Origin of the sequence: Pseudomonas silesiensis, assembly GCF_001661075.1 — a bacterium.
GTDB lineage: Bacteria > Pseudomonadota > Gammaproteobacteria > Pseudomonadales > Pseudomonadaceae > Aquipseudomonas > Aquipseudomonas silesiensis.
This window is the reverse complement of sequence record NZ_CP014870.1, coordinates 338864-354856: the sequence shown is the minus strand read 5'-3', so window position 1 is coordinate 354856 and position 15993 is coordinate 338864. Positions and strand designations below refer to the sequence as shown.

At 55.8% G+C, this 15993-nt stretch carries 17 protein-coding genes and 2 pseudogenes; 9 read left to right on the top strand and 10 right to left on the bottom strand.

Annotated elements, in window-relative coordinates:
• Positions 1 to 13 precede the first annotated feature (13 nt).
• From PMA3_RS01610 to PMA3_RS01590, 5 genes are read left to right on the top strand one after another with little or no spacing between them, the layout of a single operon-like run.
• Positions 14 to 523 carry a hypothetical protein gene (locus tag PMA3_RS01610; protein ID WP_237140683.1) on the top strand — a complete coding sequence of 170 codons (510 nt, stop codon included), beginning with the start codon at positions 14 to 16 and terminating at the stop codon, positions 521 to 523.
• Positions 520 to 1716, top strand: a complete 1197-nt coding sequence (locus PMA3_RS01605; protein WP_064675527.1) for a beta-ketoacyl-[acyl-carrier-protein] synthase family protein — start codon at positions 520 to 522, stop codon at positions 1714 to 1716. The genes PMA3_RS01610 and PMA3_RS01605 overlap by 4 nt, the downstream gene beginning before the upstream one ends.
• The gene (locus tag PMA3_RS01600) at positions 1713 to 2174 is read left to right on the top strand and encodes a hotdog family protein (RefSeq protein WP_064675526.1); all 462 of its coding nucleotides are present in this window, start codon (positions 1713 to 1715) and stop codon (positions 2172 to 2174) included. The genes PMA3_RS01605 and PMA3_RS01600 overlap by 4 nt, the downstream gene beginning before the upstream one ends.
• Positions 2171 to 2899: a 3-oxoacyl-ACP reductase FabG gene (gene fabG, locus PMA3_RS01595; protein WP_064675525.1), complete on the top strand. Its 729-nt coding sequence runs from the start codon at positions 2171 to 2173 to the stop codon at positions 2897 to 2899. Before PMA3_RS01600 ends, fabG begins: the two co-directional genes overlap by 4 nt.
• Positions 2899 to 4125, top strand: coding sequence for a beta-ketoacyl-ACP synthase (locus tag PMA3_RS01590; protein ID WP_064675524.1), 1227 nt, complete (start codon positions 2899 to 2901; stop codon positions 4123 to 4125). The genes fabG and PMA3_RS01590 overlap by 1 nt, the downstream gene beginning before the upstream one ends.
• 232 nt (positions 4126 to 4357) lie before the next feature.
• Here the strand turns inward: PMA3_RS01590 and PMA3_RS01585 are convergent, their stop codons facing one another.
• Positions 4358 to 4741, bottom strand: a complete 384-nt coding sequence (locus tag PMA3_RS01585; RefSeq protein WP_064675523.1) for a type II toxin-antitoxin system PemK/MazF family toxin — start codon at positions 4739 to 4741, stop codon at positions 4358 to 4360.
• 237 nt (positions 4742 to 4978) lie between these two features.
• Between PMA3_RS01585 and queC the strand changes: the two genes are divergently transcribed.
• Positions 4979 to 5674 carry a 7-cyano-7-deazaguanine synthase QueC gene (queC, locus tag PMA3_RS01580; protein ID WP_064675522.1) on the top strand — a complete coding sequence of 232 codons (696 nt, stop codon included), beginning with the start codon at positions 4979 to 4981 and terminating at the stop codon, positions 5672 to 5674.
• Between the two features lie 57 nt (positions 5675 to 5731).
• Here the strand turns inward: queC and PMA3_RS01575 are convergent, their stop codons facing one another.
• Positions 5732 to 6610: a queuosine precursor transporter gene (locus PMA3_RS01575; protein WP_064675521.1), complete on the bottom strand. Its 879-nt coding sequence runs from the start codon at positions 6608 to 6610 to the stop codon at positions 5732 to 5734.
• Positions 6604 to 7200, bottom strand: a complete 597-nt coding sequence (locus PMA3_RS01570) for a helix-turn-helix transcriptional regulator (protein ID WP_064675520.1) — start codon at positions 7198 to 7200, stop codon at positions 6604 to 6606. Before PMA3_RS01570 ends, PMA3_RS01575 begins: the two co-directional genes overlap by 7 nt.
• A 404-nt stretch (positions 7201 to 7604) precedes the next feature.
• On the opposite strand from PMA3_RS01570, the gene PMA3_RS01565 reads away from it, so the two are divergent.
• Both PMA3_RS01565 and PMA3_RS01560 read left to right on the top strand, forming a co-directional pair.
• On the top strand, positions 7605 to 7961 hold the full coding sequence (locus PMA3_RS01565; RefSeq protein WP_064675519.1) for a DUF6124 family protein: 357 nt from the start codon (positions 7605 to 7607) through the stop codon (positions 7959 to 7961).
• A 58-nt stretch (positions 7962 to 8019) separates the two neighbouring features.
• Complete coding sequence (locus PMA3_RS01560; RefSeq protein ID WP_064675518.1) at positions 8020 to 8274, top strand: hypothetical protein; 255 nt, start codon at positions 8020 to 8022, stop codon at positions 8272 to 8274.
• Between the two features lie 64 nt (positions 8275 to 8338).
• On the opposite strand, the gene PMA3_RS01555 is transcribed toward PMA3_RS01560, so the two are convergent.
• The 5 genes and pseudogenes from PMA3_RS01555 to PMA3_RS01545 form a co-directional block, all read right to left on the bottom strand.
• Positions 8339 to 8626, bottom strand: coding sequence for an addiction module antidote protein (locus PMA3_RS01555; protein ID WP_064675517.1), 288 nt, complete (start codon positions 8624 to 8626; stop codon positions 8339 to 8341).
• Positions 8627 to 8632: 6 nt separating this feature from the next.
• Positions 8633 to 8967 (bottom strand): annotated as a pseudogene (locus tag PMA3_RS01550) (DUF6124 family protein).
• 559 nt (positions 8968 to 9526) lie between these two features.
• Positions 9527 to 9619: pseudogene (locus PMA3_RS32980) on the bottom strand (LysR family transcriptional regulator); the annotation flags it as partial.
• A 20-nt stretch (positions 9620 to 9639) separates the two neighbouring features.
• Positions 9640 to 10698, bottom strand: coding sequence for an RHS repeat-associated core domain-containing protein (locus PMA3_RS30405; RefSeq protein WP_082930452.1), 1059 nt, complete (start codon positions 10696 to 10698; stop codon positions 9640 to 9642).
• Positions 10699 to 10812: 114 nt separating this feature from the next.
• Positions 10813 to 11712: a LysR family transcriptional regulator gene (locus PMA3_RS01545; protein ID WP_064675516.1), complete on the bottom strand. Its 900-nt coding sequence runs from the start codon at positions 11710 to 11712 to the stop codon at positions 10813 to 10815.
• A gap of 151 nt (positions 11713 to 11863) precedes the next feature.
• Here PMA3_RS01545 and PMA3_RS01540 point away from each other — a divergent pair, with 151 nt between their 5' ends.
• Complete coding sequence (locus PMA3_RS01540) at positions 11864 to 13105, top strand: MFS transporter (protein ID WP_420848679.1); 1242 nt, start codon at positions 11864 to 11866, stop codon at positions 13103 to 13105.
• A gap of 174 nt (positions 13106 to 13279) precedes the next feature.
• On the opposite strand, the gene hemE is transcribed toward PMA3_RS01540, so the two are convergent.
• Together hemE and PMA3_RS01530 are read right to left on the bottom strand one after the other, a co-directional pair.
• On the bottom strand, positions 13280 to 14347 hold the full coding sequence (gene hemE, locus PMA3_RS01535; protein ID WP_064675514.1) for a uroporphyrinogen decarboxylase: 1068 nt from the start codon (positions 14345 to 14347) through the stop codon (positions 13280 to 13282).
• Positions 14348 to 14570: 223 nt separating this feature from the next.
• Positions 14571 to 15989 (bottom strand): FAD-dependent oxidoreductase, encoded by a 1419-nt coding sequence (locus PMA3_RS01530; RefSeq protein ID WP_064675513.1) that lies wholly within the window; start codon positions 15987 to 15989, stop codon positions 14571 to 14573.
• Between the last annotated feature and the right edge of the window lie 4 nt (positions 15990 to 15993).

The following is a 15993-nucleotide window of genomic DNA, read 5'->3' as shown; positions in this document are numbered from 1 at the left end:
AAGGTGCTGTTTGATGTTTACTCCCACGGGGTGTGCAGTGTTGATGCGATTGCTGCTACTCGGCGCAGTCCTGCTGCTGAGCGCCTGCGCCAGCCGGGCACCATTGCCCGAGCAAACCCCGAACCTGGCGCTGCCGCTGCAATTGCACATCCAGCGGCTCGAGGCCGGGCAACGTCAGGACTGGGTCCTGGTGATCCAGCGTGAAGACCCTGGCATCCGCTGGTCAATGATGGACCTGCTAGGCATTCCACAGGCACGCCAGAAACTGGTCGATGGCGAATGGCAGTCCGACGGTCTGCTGCCGCCCAATCCGCAAGCGCGGGAACTGTTCGCCGCGCTGCTGTTTGCGCTGACGCCCAAGGAAGAACTCTCGGGCAACTACCCTGCGGCCTGGCAACATGGTTCGCAACGCTCCCTGCCTTCGCGCTGGGACGTCCGTTATTCACAACCGATGAGCTTTGAATTGAACCTGCCCAAAGGCCCGAGTTATCAAGTCACACCCCTCAACGGGGAGGCGCCATGACGGCTTATCTGAACGCCCTTGGGGTGATCTGTGCCCTGGGCCGCGACAAACGCGAAGTCAGCCGCAACCTGTTTGCCGGCGACTGCTCCGGCATGCGCAGCGAGTCGGGCTGGGTGGCGGAGCGCTCGTTGCCGGTGGCAGCTGTACACGCTGAGTTGCCGCCGATCCCACCTGAGCTGGCCGAGCAAAGCAGTCGCAACAATCAATTGCTGATGCAAGCCGCGCTGCAGATTCGCGACGACATCGACCAGGCGATCCAGACCTGTGGCCGCGACCGTATCGGTGTCGTTCTGGGCACCAGCACCTCGGGCATCGATGAAGCCAGCCAGGGCCTGGCGCATTACATTCGCGAGCATGAGTTCCCTGCCGGTTACGACTATCAGCAGCAGGAACTCGGCGCGCCGGCGAACTTCCTCGCCGACTGGCTGCAATTGAGCGGCCCGGCCTATGTGATTTCCACGGCCTGCACCTCCAGCGCCCGGGCGCTGATGAGTGCCCAGCGGCTGCTGGACCTGGGCCTTTGCGATGCCGTGTTGTGCGGCGGTGTCGACACATTGTGCAAACTGACCCTCAACGGGTTTTCGGCACTGGAAGCGGTATCCGGGCAACGCTGCAATCCGTTCTCGGTCAACCGAAACGGCATCAACATCGGCGAAGCGGCAGTGCTGTTTCTGATGACAAAAAGTGCAGGCGACAACCAGCCGATTGCCCTGCTGGGCAGCGGCGCCAGCTCCGACGCGCATCATATCTCCGCGCCGGAGCCGACCGGTCGCGGTGCCTTGCAAGCCATGCGCAAGGCCTTGAGCCGCGCCAACCTGCAACCCGGGCAGATCGATTACCTGAACCTGCACGGCACCGCCACCCAACACAACGACGCCATGGAAAGCCTGGCGGTGACAGCGCTGTTCCCCCATGGCGTGCCCTGCTCCTCGACCAAACCGATGACCGGTCACACCCTGGGCGCGGCCGGTGCCCTGGAAGCGGCGTTCTGCTGGCTGAGCCTGAGCACGCAGAACCGCGAGCACGCCCTGCCGCCGCATATCTGGGATGGCCAGCCCGACCCCGAACTGCCAGCCCTGAAGTGGGTGACCCCGGCCGATCGCCTGACGTCCATTGCACCTCGCTACCTGATGAGCAACTCCTTTGCCTTCGGTGGCAATAACGTCAGCCTGATTATCGGAGACGCCCCATGATTGACTGGCCGCTCGCCGAACTGTTGCCTCATGCTGGCGACATGATCCTGATCGAACAGATCCTGTCGTTCGATGACGAGCAGATTCACACTCGCCTCACCGTCCGGCCAAACGGCCTGTTCAGCTGTCCCGACGGCAGCCTGCCGGCCTGGGTCGGTATCGAACTGATGGCCCAGAGCGTTGCCGCCTATGCCGGCTGCCATGCGCGCCAGCGCGGCGATGCGGTGGCCCTGGGTTTCCTGCTCGGCACGCGTAAATTCGAGTGCAACGTCGAACATTTTCCCGCTGGCACCGAGCTGACCATCCATGGGCTGCGCTCCCTGGAGGACGACAACGGCATGGGCGTGTTCGAATGCCATATCAATGCTCCGGGCATTCACGCCACCGCCCGTTTGAACGTGTTCCGTCCGCCTCAGGCTGCCCACTATCTTCATGAATCCCAAGGAGTCCAGTCATGACTGAATCCGTACTGGTCACCGGTTCCAGCCGTGGCATCGGCCGTGCCATCGCGTTGCGCCTGGCTCAGGCCGGGCATGACATCGTGCTGCATTGCCGCAGCGGCCTGACCGACGCCATCGCGGTGAAAGCCGAGGTCGAGGCTCTGGGACGCACGGCGCGTATCCTGCAATTCGACGTGTCCGATCGCGCCGGTTGCAAAGCCGTTCTCGAGGCCGACGTGGAAACCCACGGCGCCTATTACGGCGTGGTGCTGAACGCCGGCCTGACCCGCGACGGTGCTTTTCCGGCCCTGAGCGAGGATGATTGGGATGTGGTGATGCGCACCAATCTCGACGGTTTCTACAACGTGCTGCACCCGGTGATGATGCCGATGATTCGTCGTCGCGCCGCCGGGCGCATTGTCTGTATCACCTCGGTGTCCGGATTGATCGGTAACCGTGGCCAGGTCAACTACAGCGCCTCCAAGGCCGGTCTGATCGGCGCGGCGAAGGCCTTGGCGATCGAGCTCGGCAAGCGCAAAATCACCGTCAACTGTGTCGCACCCGGCCTGATCGACACCGCAATGCTCGACGAAAACGTGCCGGTGGAAGAACTGATGAAAATGATCCCCGCACAACGCATGGGCACCCCTGAAGAGGTGGCCGGCGCGGTGAATTTCCTGATGTCGGCGGAAGCCTCGTACATCACCCGGCAAGTCCTGGCCGTCAATGGAGGCCTGTGCTGATGAAGCGCGTCGTCGTCACCGGCATGGCCGGCATCACGTCACTGGGTAGCGATTGGAAGACCATCGCCGGCAACTTCGCGGCCAACCGCAGCGGTATCCGCCGGATGGACGAGTGGGATCGCTTCACTGAACTCAACACGCGCCTGGCCGGGCCCATCGATGACTTCAAAGTGCCGAGCCACTGGACCCGCAAGCAACTGCGCAGCATGGGCCGCGTCTCGCGGCTTGCAGTGGGTGCTGCCGAGCAAGCGTTGGCCGACGCCGGATTGCTGGGCAACCCGTTGATCAAGGACGGGCGCATGGGCGTGGCCTGTGGCTCGTCCACCGGCAGCACCGACGAGATCAAGGCCTTCGGCAACATGCTGCTCAACTCGGTGGCCGAAGGCCTGAACGCCAACTCCTACGTGCGCATGATGCCGCACACTACCGCGGCGAACATCAGCATCTTCTTCGGCCTGACCGGTCGCCTGATTCCGACCTCCAGCGCCTGCACCAGCGGCAGCCAGGGCATCGGCTATGCGTACGAGTCGGTCAAATTCGGGCGCCTGCCGCTGATGCTCGCCGGCGGCGCCGAAGAGCTGTGCCCCACCGAAGCCATGGTGTTCGATGCGCTCTACGCCACTAGCCTGAAAAACGATGCCCCGCAAACCAGCCCGCGCCCGTATGACACCGGACGCGATGGCCTGGTGATCGGTGAAGGCGCTGGCATGCTGGTCCTCGAAGAACTGGAACACGCCCTGGCCCGCGGCGCGCACATCCATGCCGAACTCGTCGGTTTCGGCAGCAACGCCGATGGCCAGCACGCCACCCGCCCAGAGCAGTCCACCATGCGCCGGGCCATGGAACTGGCCCTGGAAGACGCCGGGCTGCAGCCTTCGGACATCGGCTACGTGAATGGTCATGGCACGGCAACCGAACAGGGCGACATCGCTGAAACCCTGGCCACCAGCAGCCTGTTCGGCGAACACATGCCCATCAGCTCGCAAAAAAGCTTCCTCGGCCACACCCTGGGCGCCTGCGGTGCGCTGGAGTCCTGGTTCAGCATCGAAATGATGAACCGCGACCTGTACGTGCACACCTTCAACCTCGACGAGGTCGACCCGAACTGCGGCAAGCTCGATTACCTGCGCGGCGAGTTTCGGCAGATGAGCAATCAGTATGTGATGAATAATAATTTTGCGTTTGGCGGGGTTAATACGTCGCTGATTTTTCGGCGGTGGGCGTAATCTGGTCGTTCAACGTTTCCAGTAACACCAGAACGACAAAGGGCGCCTTTCGGCGCCCCTTCACAAACAGGTCGGCTTGTCATCGCCCTTAACCTGCCTGGCTCTGCGATGGCTGGTTGCCCAGGATCCTCAGAGTCTCACAAGCCCCTTTCGGGAACATGGATAGTATTGCCCGGAATGGCGTGATGGACAACAGGTGGCAACTCGCCTGTCTGTGTTGCAATCGGCCCCATCACAGACCGAGAGCCTTACGTACCGCGACTTTGATTGCGTAAAACTCATCTGTATCAAGTTGTGAAATGACGTAAACACGCTTTCCCTGGCGATCTCGACGTTTGATCCGGTCGAGTCGGGAAAGGCTCACGGTCGCAACCATGTCGCATTTTGCCCAACAGACCGGACTGGCGCCTTGAAGATGACTTTGAAGTTCCAGATGGTGCTCAAGCATATGATCCGGGGCGGTGGTGCTCAGCGGCACCACGGTTACCACTAAGCTATTGGCCCTGTGTTTTCGTATAACGACAACGGGCCTGATCTTGACCATTTCAGGAACTTCATAGCCCCTGAAGTCGCAGATCAGCACGCTACCTTCCTTGGGTTGATATAGAAGTGGCATCCATGGCACCCGTCAAAAAAAATCGATTCTGCGCAAGAATCGGTCAAAGCACTAAGTCGAATGCGTTACCTGGAATGTCTCCTCATGAAGGAAGTTCTCTGTAGAATCCCAGCAAGGAATTGACACAAAAGGAAAACGGAGCATGTCATTTCGGAAATTTCCCACAGCGAGACTTTTAGCTTCCCGGTAGGGTCAATGCCCCAGCTACATGGCGCGCCACCCCAAGGATGAAAAAACATGACTAAAAAAGCAGTTATCGTTTTCAGCGGCGGACAAGACTCAACCACTTGCCTGATCCATGCATTGCCGATGTACGATGAAATTCATTGCATTACCTTTGATTATGGTCAGCGACATCGGGCGGAAATTGAAGTCGCGCAGCAGCTTTGCAAAAAGCTTGGCGTGGTGGTTCATAAAGTACTCGACACCTCACTGCTAAATGAGTTGGCCATCAGCAGTCTGACGCGGGATAGCATCCCCGTGCCCAGTGCGAATAGCGCTGGCGATACGCTGCCGAGCACTTTCGTACCTGGTCGAAATATTTTGTTTTTAACCTTGGCCTCTATTTATGCCTATCAAGTTGGTGCTGAAACTGTAATCACCGGCGTTTGTGAAACAGAATGTTCGGGCTACCCTGATTGTCGCGATGAGTTTGTTAATACACTGAATAAAGCTATCAAATTGGGCATGGACTATACATTGCGCATCGACACACCACTCATGTGGCTGAACAAGGCGGAAACCTGGGCGCTAGCCGATTACCACCAACAACTTGACCTTATCCGCTACCACACCCTTTCATGTTATAACGGCATAAAGGGAAGTGGGTGTTCTAATTGTGACGCCTGTAAGCTCCGCGCAAAAGGGCTGAATGAATTCCTCAAAAACAGAACGGAAATCATGAAAGGTCTAAAAATCAAACTAGAATTATAAGAATAGCATATTAAAAATGGGGCGAACATGCGATAAAAAGCTAGCACGCCCCTAGCACTATACCGTTTTGGGACCTGCTATATATCTTTTAAAGAACGATCGCGCTCCGTAGGCTGGAAAAACATTGAAGACAGCGAAACACATTTTTATAGCAATCTGAGCATAGATCAAGTTTAATATTTCACTATTTGGCATAACGCTGTAAAATGCAATATAGCAAAAAAGAAAGCTATCTATTATCACCGCAAAAAAAGTACTAAAAAAAACCCTCAAAAATAGAAATCTGGAATTTGTAAGCTCTTTTATCTTGCATAGCAGATATGAATTTACATATTCAGAAAAAAGAAAAGAGACCGATGATGCTACTAACACAGATGACACATGAGTCATAACTTCGGCGTATGGCGCATCCAATTTCCAGCCAGGCATCCCAGGGAGATAAGTGACCGCATTCAGCAATATAACAATTAAGGCATTACTTCCAAAAGCAAACAACAGCGCTCTTCTTGCAAGTCTAAGCCCGTATGTCTCGTTCAACAAATCAACTACTAAAAACGTCAATGGATAGAGAAAAACAGCAGGAGGAACAACAAGATCAAGCACTTCAAAATAAACAAGTCTTGTCGCGGCAATATTTGTGAAAATATAAAGCGCAAGCAAAAGCAAATTTAGTGCAACGTAAATCATCCAAGACCGCTCATTACGGTCATTAATGTCGTAGGTAGTTACCGCAACCCCACTAGAGTAATATTTCCTGTATATATCTTTCACCTCTGATTTATTTAAGTTATCTATTATTTCGCTTCTCAACACCTCGCCTAATTTTATTTTAATAATTTTTCCGGTAGACATAACCATCACGATAACAAGATTTTTATTTTTTTCAAAACCTAATAATTTATATTTGCTATTTTCGACCTCGTTATTATTCACCATTTAAACCTCTCTTCCAACACTTCCCCCACAATACAAATTACGTCAGAATCAAAAAACGACTCTTTGGTGACTGATAGTTTTTTAGATATTTTGTCGTATACCAATTTTTCTCTGTTGCTACTCGACGCACCTTTCTTCACTATCAAGAGATCTCCTGACTCATTGATCCCGGAAATTTCGTTCTCCAGAAGCACACCTATTAGGTTGCAGGCTGTGCCGAAGTAATATGTCAGAGGATGAGTGACGGCCAGTTCACCAATCCTTTTATCAAGATTCTGAATCAACAAACTTTCTTTAATTATGGGTACGGCCGCCGGATTCTTATTCCCCTGCAGGGAGATACTACTCTCTATTGTTTCTTTTTCCTCAAAGTCGATAGTCTCGATTTCTTTATAAGACACGCCAAAAAAATCTGATATTTTACGAATAGTGGATTGCTGTACATTGACAACCCTACCCTCCAAGATGTTGTAGATGGTCGTCCTGGTCAAACCACTAGAATTGCACAAAGACAATCGTGTTTCTCCGCGACTTTTTATTAGGTACTTAATGTTGTTCTTTAACTTTTCGGTTTTCTCTTTCTTATGCATTAAATATCTACCATTTGCTCATATTTCTCACACACTGCGCACCCGTTTGAGCACTACACAGGCGCCTCGCTGTTAGCCAGCATCCTACATACCTAGGCCCGACACAAAAGCAATATTACAATCACACCAAACAAATGCTAGATAATATTTCAACACTATAGTTCGGCCGATCGCTCAACGGATACGGACTACTCTATTTAACGAAACCTCCTACAGAATTCTCTTACAGCCTCTTCTTACAAAAAAATCTCAGCCTTATACGAATCATTTAATTACACACACGTTCATTTATTTGATTAATAAAACAGACTTTTCTGGTAATAATTCTGCTGACCCATCACCGCCAACCAATCCTGACTAACGGAATGGGATTGACACTTATTAACCTTGCAAGGAGCTCCGGCATGACAAAATCCAAACCTAAGTCTTCGAACTCGCCCGACACATCGGCCTTCGACACTATCGATATATCCAAGCTCTCCGAGATCACTGAGCCCCTCGTCAGTGCACGCCTGCGCAATCCAAACCGCCCCGACCCTGTCAGCCATGTCTTTACCATCATCCCGAATGTCGACACGGAATCCCTGCTCTGTCATGCCTGTGAAACCCTGGCCTCCCTGAATGTCATGAGCACTGATCTCGCCTGCGAACTGGAGGGCTCTCGCCGCAATGTGGCGTTGGCCATTCAGCAACTGGCCGCAATGGGCGAGTTGTTGGTCAATCGAGCGCTGGACAATCTGGACCCGCCCGTAGTGCCTTAGCCCCTACCCATTACCCTTGAAGTCGTCGCGTTCTGTACCAAATGGAGGATTTTTTATCATGGATCGATATATGCCTATCACCGGCATCGACTGCACTATCGCATCGTTGGTGATCGACACCGAAGCACCACTGGATGTGTTGCACGAAACCGCGGCGTACCGCATTCGCACGGCGACCCAGCTATTGGAAAGCTTCGCGTTCGAAGAAGGTGTTCACAGCGACCTGGCGCGGGTACTGGTGACTTCATTGCGCGATGGCTGTGATTTGATGGACGTCGTCGGTCGACGTCTGCAGAAGCAGGTTTTGGCGTAAAAATAAAAGGGGCGCCTTTCGGCGCCCCTCCACAACTTCCGTTTGCCATTTTTATTTCGGCAAGTCAGGTACTGGCGTGTAATTTCAATCCTAACGCCTTGACGACTTTCAGGATGGTGCCGAAATCGGGATTCCCCTCACCTGACAAGGCGCGGTAGAGACTTTCCCGAGAAAGCCCTGCATCCCTAGCGACCTGAGTCATGCTGCCAGCCCGTGCTATGGTCCCGAGCGCCTTGGCGATGAACGCGGGATCATCTCCCGCCTCTTCCATGCAAGCGTCCAGATAATTAGCCATGTCCTCTTCGGTCTTGAGGTACTCGGCAGAGTCCCAGCGAGTGAATTGTTCGGTCATGGCCTATTAGCGTGGATCAAGGTTATCCAGTACCCGATTCACCGCCAGCTCCCCAGCATGATCGACTGCTGAATCCCCAGCAGTGTGTTGCACTGCGATCCTTTCAGGTATCTCGCGAAATCACTCGCCATGACATTCGCTGATGCCAGGGATTCGCAGGCGTATTCCAGCAGGGTTTGATTGTCGATGCCTGGCGCGATGACGAAAATTTCGCTGGGTACGCGTTGCATAGGGTTGATGGGCGCCACGCTGTCGACGCCTTTGGGGCGCGCTTCTGTATCGGTTGATTCGGATAAGGTGGACGGATCAGTGTCCGGTGAACTTGTAGTCGATTTGAGCATTCCTGGATACCAATGTCAGGGCGACCACCATCGAGCTACTAATCAAGAGGTGGTAGCTGTACGCAGGTTAGTAGACCGGGAATCCAGGAAGCCGGCGCGCCCGAGAGCGCCCTACGCACAGCCACCATAAAGTGCAGGGATGGGGTACCTGACTGTCTGATGCGCTATACGCCCTGGAAAACACCGGGCTACTAAACCCGATCACTGGGAATCAGTGACGCGAATCAAGTTACCGATGGTGTCCAAGGCGCACAAGCCGGCGGATTCTGGCGTAGTTGTAGGTAATGCCGCAAGGTGCTGTAGGCTCTCCAAATTACTTCGGAAACGTCCTACAGCACGCGATATATCTTCCGACAGAATCAATACTTCATCGTCATGGACAACTGCCCTTTTTAATGTTCTTGCGGGCGACGGCGACCCAGCCAATATTGATGTCGCCTGACACACCGCTTTCGCGAGCAAGTCGGATCGCCGCATCGCCGCTCCCACATGAATTGCGTTTAACTGACTGGCATTGGGCTTGCCCACGATTGACTCAGGCCGGGGTCGGACGCAGCAGTCACGGCTTCAGCGGCTCAACCTTGCGCGTCAGCAGCTCGATAAACGCCTCGGCCATCGGCGACTTCTGATTCTTGCACTGTACCAGCCACACCCCTTCACGAAGACACCCGCTTAACGTTTGTGTTGCACAGGCTTGAAAATAGCAGACTTGTACTTGTAATCAGGTATGCCGGCACCTTGAGAATCTCTATGCACACGAACCCATTTCAAAGCTTGATCGACGTAGGTTTTTCTCGAAATCACATTTCCAAAATAAGATTTAGTAGGCACATTAGTTAAATTTGCAACTTGCTGCGCAAATGACTTGGCACCTCCATCGGCCCCGTAACACATAATCAAATCAATACGCTTATAGCCAGCATCAAAAACCCCAGCACTACTTATATTATTTACAAACTCTTCAGGCGTCCACGCCATATCTTCACTTGGCGAATTTAAATGCATCCCGCCGTACTTAGGATCAGTTCCACTATACCCATGGGTAACAATATTCAATTGTTTTTTACTTCCATTGTAACTATCAAATACAACGAGTTGCGGAGCAATACGCTTGGTGTTTTCTGCTCTTATTTTTGGTCCGATGTTTGGCTTCCCACTAAAAACTTGATTCGCACGCCTCCCAAGTCGGACAAAAAATCTCGCCAGCACAGACGAATGCCCTGTCGAATCTTCTCGATTAACCGGATCTCCCAAGCAATAGGCATATGCGTTCAATCCGCCTTCTCTAAATGGGCTCCGACTGTCCGGGCTATTGAACCGCATCAATACCGGATTAAAAGCACGATAACCATTCCCCAACAAGTAATGCCCGGTGATCGGGTCTGCTTTTTCGCCGTTGAAACCAAGCGGGCTCAGATGTCTTCCGAGCAGCAAGCGATGACCAAAAGGTGTGTATACGAAGGGATGGGACTGCGAAACGTCGACGGTATTTAATACCGAACGTTTATGATCGACAGCAAGCAACGTGCTTTCAACGAGGCCGCTCTGGTGTTGCGCCAACAGTTGATCCTCATGCTGAAAGAGCGAGAGTCGCACCGAACCTTGAATTTCGGTGACTAAACGGCTTTTCAAATAAAAGCACCGAATGCTCGCTTGCTCCGATGATACATAAGCGACCAGACGATCCAGCGCATCGTACCGATAGCGCGTCGTTTCGCGGCTGCTGGTCATGATCTTAAATCCCGTCATCACTGATCAACGAACAGCTTGATAGATTTTTTTGGTTTAGGGTACTGGCAGAACTGCTAGGATTTGCAGGCGCTTGGTGAAGTTATCACTCCAGACTCATCCAATAGACTCGGCTTTGTAGGTCAACAATTCAACAAACGCCTTCGCCATCGGCGACTTCTGATCCTTGCGCTGCACCAGCCACACCGCCGACACCGCCGCTGGATCCAGCAACGGTCGATACACCACACCATCAATGCGCATCCGCTGATAAGACGCCGGCAGCACCGACACCCCCAACCCCGCCGCGACCAAACCGATGATGGTCATCGCCTCCCCCGCCTCTTGCGCAAAGTGCGGGTTGAAGCCGGCATCCCGGGCCAGGCTGAGCAATTGTGCGTAAAGTCCGCTGCCGTAACTGCGTGGGAAAAATACGAAGGGTTCGTGAGCCAGGGCCGAGAGGAATAATCCTTCTTCGCTACCTGCCACCAATGGATGCTTTGAACTGAGGACCGCCACCAGAGGTTCGCGCATCAGTTCCACCACGCTGAGTGAGTCCGGCAGCCCGAGCGGGCGCATGATGCCGACTTCGATCGAATCGTCCAGCAGTGCGTCGGCCACTTGGGTGCTGCTCATTTCCCGCAGGTTCAAATGCACGGCAGGGAAGCGCTGGCGAAACGAAAAAATCGCCTGAGGGATCGTCGAGTTGAACGGGGCGGACGAGGTGAAGCCAATCTTCAGTTCACCCAATTCACCCAGCTGTGCCCGCCGCGCCACATCCGCCGCTTTATCGACCTGCGCCAGCACCAACCGCGCCTGTTCCAGAAACAAGCGACCGGCCTCACTCAACTCGACCCGACGATTGGTACGCTCGAAAAGCCGTGCGCCCACTTCCTGTTCCAGCGCCTGGATCTGCTGACTCAACGGCGGTTGGGAGATGCCCAACACCTGGGCGGCGCGGCCGAAATGCAGTTCTTCGGCAACGGCGATGAAGTAGCGCAGATGACGCAGTTCCATGAAAACTCCATTAGGTCGCAAAACCTCTCAAACAGGTCGAACAATATATTGGATTGAATCATTAGGCAGCTATATGCTTTTTCCATTGCCTGACCGGCTGCGCTCTCCGAGGTCTGAAGTGAAAACTGCTGTCGCTCCACTCGCCCATGAAATTCCGCCCGCCGTGCAGGTCGACGTCGTCGCGCAGGTGAAGGACATTTACATCGAAAAAGGCACGCCGCTGTTCATGCGCACGGTGCTGGCACTGTTCTCTGGCGGCTTCGCGACCTTCGCCCTGCTTTACTGCGTGCAACCGATGATGCCTCTGCTGTCCCACGAGTACGCCATCAACGCGGCCCAGAGCAGCCTGATTCTGTCGGTGGCCACTGGCATGCTCGCCATCGGCTTGTTGATCACCGGCCCCCTCTCTGACCGTGTAGGGCGTAAACCGGTCATGGTGGCGGCGTTGTTCGCAGCGGCGCTGTGCACCATCGCCAGCTCCATGATGCCGAGCTGGCACGGCGTGTTGCTCATGCGTGCACTGATCGGGTTGTCATTGAGCGGGCTGGCCGCGGTGGCCATGACCTACCTGAGCGAAGAGATCCACCTGCAGCACATTGGCCTGGCCATGGGCTTGTACATCGCCGGCAACGCGATCGGCGGGATGAGCGGACGCTTGATTACCGGCGTGTTGATCGACTTCATCAGCTGGCACGCGGCGATGCTGGTGATCGGCGGCCTGGCGCTGATCGCGGCGGCGGTGTTCTGGAAGATTCTCCCCGAGTCGCGCAACTTCCGCCCTCGCTCATTGCACCCGCGCAGCCTGCTGGACGGCTTCACCATGCACTTTCGCGATGCCGGCCTGCCGTTGTTGTTCCTCGAAGCCTTTGTGCTGATGGGCGCGTTCGTCACCCTGTTCAACTACATCGGTTACCGCTTGCTGGCCGAGCCGTATCACATGGATCAGGCGTTCGTCGGGCTACTCTCGGTGGTGTATCTGTCGGGCATTTACAGCTCGGCGAAAGTCGGCGCCCTGGCCGATAGACTTGGCCGGCGCAAAATGCTCTGGGCCACCATCGTGCTGATGATCGCCGGCTTGGCCTTGACCCTGTTCACGCCCTTGCCGGTGGTGATCATCGGCATGCTGATTTTCACCTTCGGCTTCTTCGGCGCCCATTCGGTGGCCAGCAGCTGGATCGGCCGCCGTGCGCTCAAGGCCAAGGGGCAGGCTTCGTCGCTGTACCTGTTCAGCTACTACGCCGGCTCGAGCATTGCCGGCACGGCGGGCGGGGTGTTCTGGCATTTGGGCGGGTGGGACGGGATTGGGCTGTTTATCGGCGGATTGCTGGTGGTGGCGCTGCTGATCGCATTAAAGCTGGCGAAGTTGCCGCCATTAGGCGATGTAAAAGCCTGAAGCTGTTCCCCTTGTGTGAGCGGGCTTGCTCGCGAAAGCGGTGGGTCAGTCGACATCAAAGTGAATATTCAACCGCATTCGCGAGCAGGCTCGCTCCCACATTGACCGAGTACCGCTCGAAATCGCCAAACAAAAACGCCCGGCATAAGCCGGGCGTTTTCTATCGGGTCACGATCACTCGTGATATTGCGCCGACAACTCATGCACCGCACGCAAGAACGCACCGGCGTGTTCCGGATCGACTTCCGGGGTGATGCCATGGCCGAGGTTGAACACGTGGCCGGTACCCTTGCCGTAGCTCGCGAGAATCCGCCCGACTTCGGTGCGAATGGCTTCAGGCTTGGCGTAGAGCACGGTCGGGTCCATGTTGCCTTGCAATGCGACTTTGTCGCCGACGCGAGCACGGGCGCTGCCGATGTCGCAGGTCCAGTCCAGGCCCAGTGCATCGGCGCCAGCGTCGGCGATGCTTTCCAGCCACAGGCCGCCACCCTTGGTAAACAGGATGACCGGTACTTTGCGGCCTTCGTGTTCGCGGATCAGGCCACTGACGATTTTGCGCATGTAGGCCAGGGAGAATTCCTGGTACGCCGCTGCCGAGAGGCTGCCGCCCCAGCTGTCGAAGATCTGTACCGCTTGCGCGCCGGCCATGATCTGGCCGTTGAGGTAGCTGGTGACCGTCTGCGCGAGTTTGTCCAGCAGCAGGTGCAAGGCTTGCGGGTTGTCGTAGAGCATGGTTTTGGTCTTGCGGTAGTCTTTCGACGAGCCGCCTTCGACCATGTAGGTGGCCAGTGTCCACGGGCTGCCGGCGAAGCCGATCAGCGGCACGCGACCGTTCAGTTCGCGGCGAATGGTGCTGACCGCGTCCATGACGTAGCCGAGGTCTTTGTGCGGATCCGGGATCGGCAGGGCTTCGATGTCCGCCATTGTGCTGACGACTTTCTTGAAGCGTGGACCTTCACCGGTTTCGAAGTACAGGCCCTGGCCCATGGCGTCCGGGATGGTGAGGATGTCGGAGAACAGGATTGCCGCGTCCAGTTGCGGATAGCGGTCGAGCGGCTGCATCGTGACTTCGCAAGCGAACTCCGGATTCATGCACAGGCTCATGAAATCACCGGCCTTGGCACGGCTGGCGCGGTATTCCGGCAGATAGCGACCGGCCTGACGCATCATCCACACAGGGGTGACGTCTACGGGTTGCTTGAGCAGGGCACGAAGGAAACGGTCGTTCTTCAGGGCAGTCATGTCGGCATCCGGAAAAAAAGTGCGGGCATTTTCTCAGAGCGCGACGCAAAAGGCACGGTTGCAGGTCAGCCTTTTGTCTCTCTGGTCAATTTGTCGCGGTTTAATGCTAGATCTACGTTGACGCGACCGGCCCCTTCGCGGGTAAGCCTCGCTCCTACGGGAGTGTGATTAACCTGTAGGAGCGAGGCTTGCCCGCGAATGGAGCGACGCCGATCAAGCGGGTTTAAACACCGAGGTAATCCAGGATCCCTTCAGCGGCATTACGCCCTTCGAAGATCGCCGTCACCACCAGGTCGGACCCGCGCACCATATCGCCACCGGCGAAGATTTTCGGGTTGCTGGTCTGGTGCTTGTACTGACCTTGCTCCGGTGCCACGACGCGGCCCTGGCTATCGGTCTGGATGCTGAACTGTTCGAACCACGGCGCCGGGCTCGGGCGGAAACCGAACGCGATGACCACGGCGTCCGCCGGGATGATCTCTTCGGAGCCCGGGATCGGCTCGGGGCTGCGACGGCCGCGGGCATCGGGTTCGCCGAGACGGGTCTCGACCACCTTCACGCCCTCGACGCGGTCTTCGCCAACGATCGCGATAGGCTGACGGTTGTAGAGGAATTTCACGCCCTCTTCCTTCGCGTTCTTCACCTCTTTGCGCGAGCCCGGCATGTTCGCTTCGTCGCGACGATAGGCACAGGTCACCGACTTGGCACCCTGGCGAATCGAGGTCCGGTTGCAGTCCATCGCCGTGTCGCCGCCACCCAGCACCACGACCTTCTTGCCCTTCATGTCGACGAAATCTTCCGGCGACTTCTCAAAGCCCAGGTTGCGATTGACGTTGGCGATCAGGAAGTCCAGCGCATCATGCACGCCCGGCAAGTCCTCGCCGGCAAAGCCGCCCTTCATGTAGGTGTAGGTGCCCATGCCCATGAACACGGCATCGTATTCTTCGAGCAGTTGCTCGACGGTCACGTCCTTGCCCACTTCGGTGTTCAGGCGGAACTCGATGCCCATGCCGGTGAAGACTTCGCGGCGATTGCTCAGCACGGTCTTTTCCAGTTTGAACTCGGGGATGCCGAAGGTCAGCAGGCCACCGATTTCCGGGTTCTTGTCGAACACCACCGGGGTCACGCCGCCACGCACCAGCACGTCGGCACACCCAAGGCCGGCAGGGCCTGCGCCGATAATGGCAACACGCTTGCCGGTCGGCTTGACCTTGGACATGTCCGGGCGCCAGCCCATGGCGAACGCGGTATCGGTGATGTACTTCTCGACCGAACCGATGGTCACCGCGCCGAAGCCGTCGTTGAGGGTGCAGGCACCCTCGCACAGACGATCCTGCGGGCACACCCGGCCGCACACTTCCGGCAGGGTGTTGGTCTGGTGCGACAGCTCGGCGGCCTGGAGGATGTTGCCCTCGGCCACCAGTTTCAGCCAGTTCGGAATGAAGTTGTGCACCGGGCACTTCCATTCGCAATACGGGTTACCGCAACCCAGGCAGCGGTGGGCCTGATCGGCCGAATGCTGGGGTTTGAAGGGTTCGTAGATTTCCACGAACTCTTTCTTGCGTTGACGCAACAGTTTCTTCTTCGGATCCTTGCGCCCGACATCGATGAACTGGAAGTCGTTATTCAGACGTTCAGCCATTGTT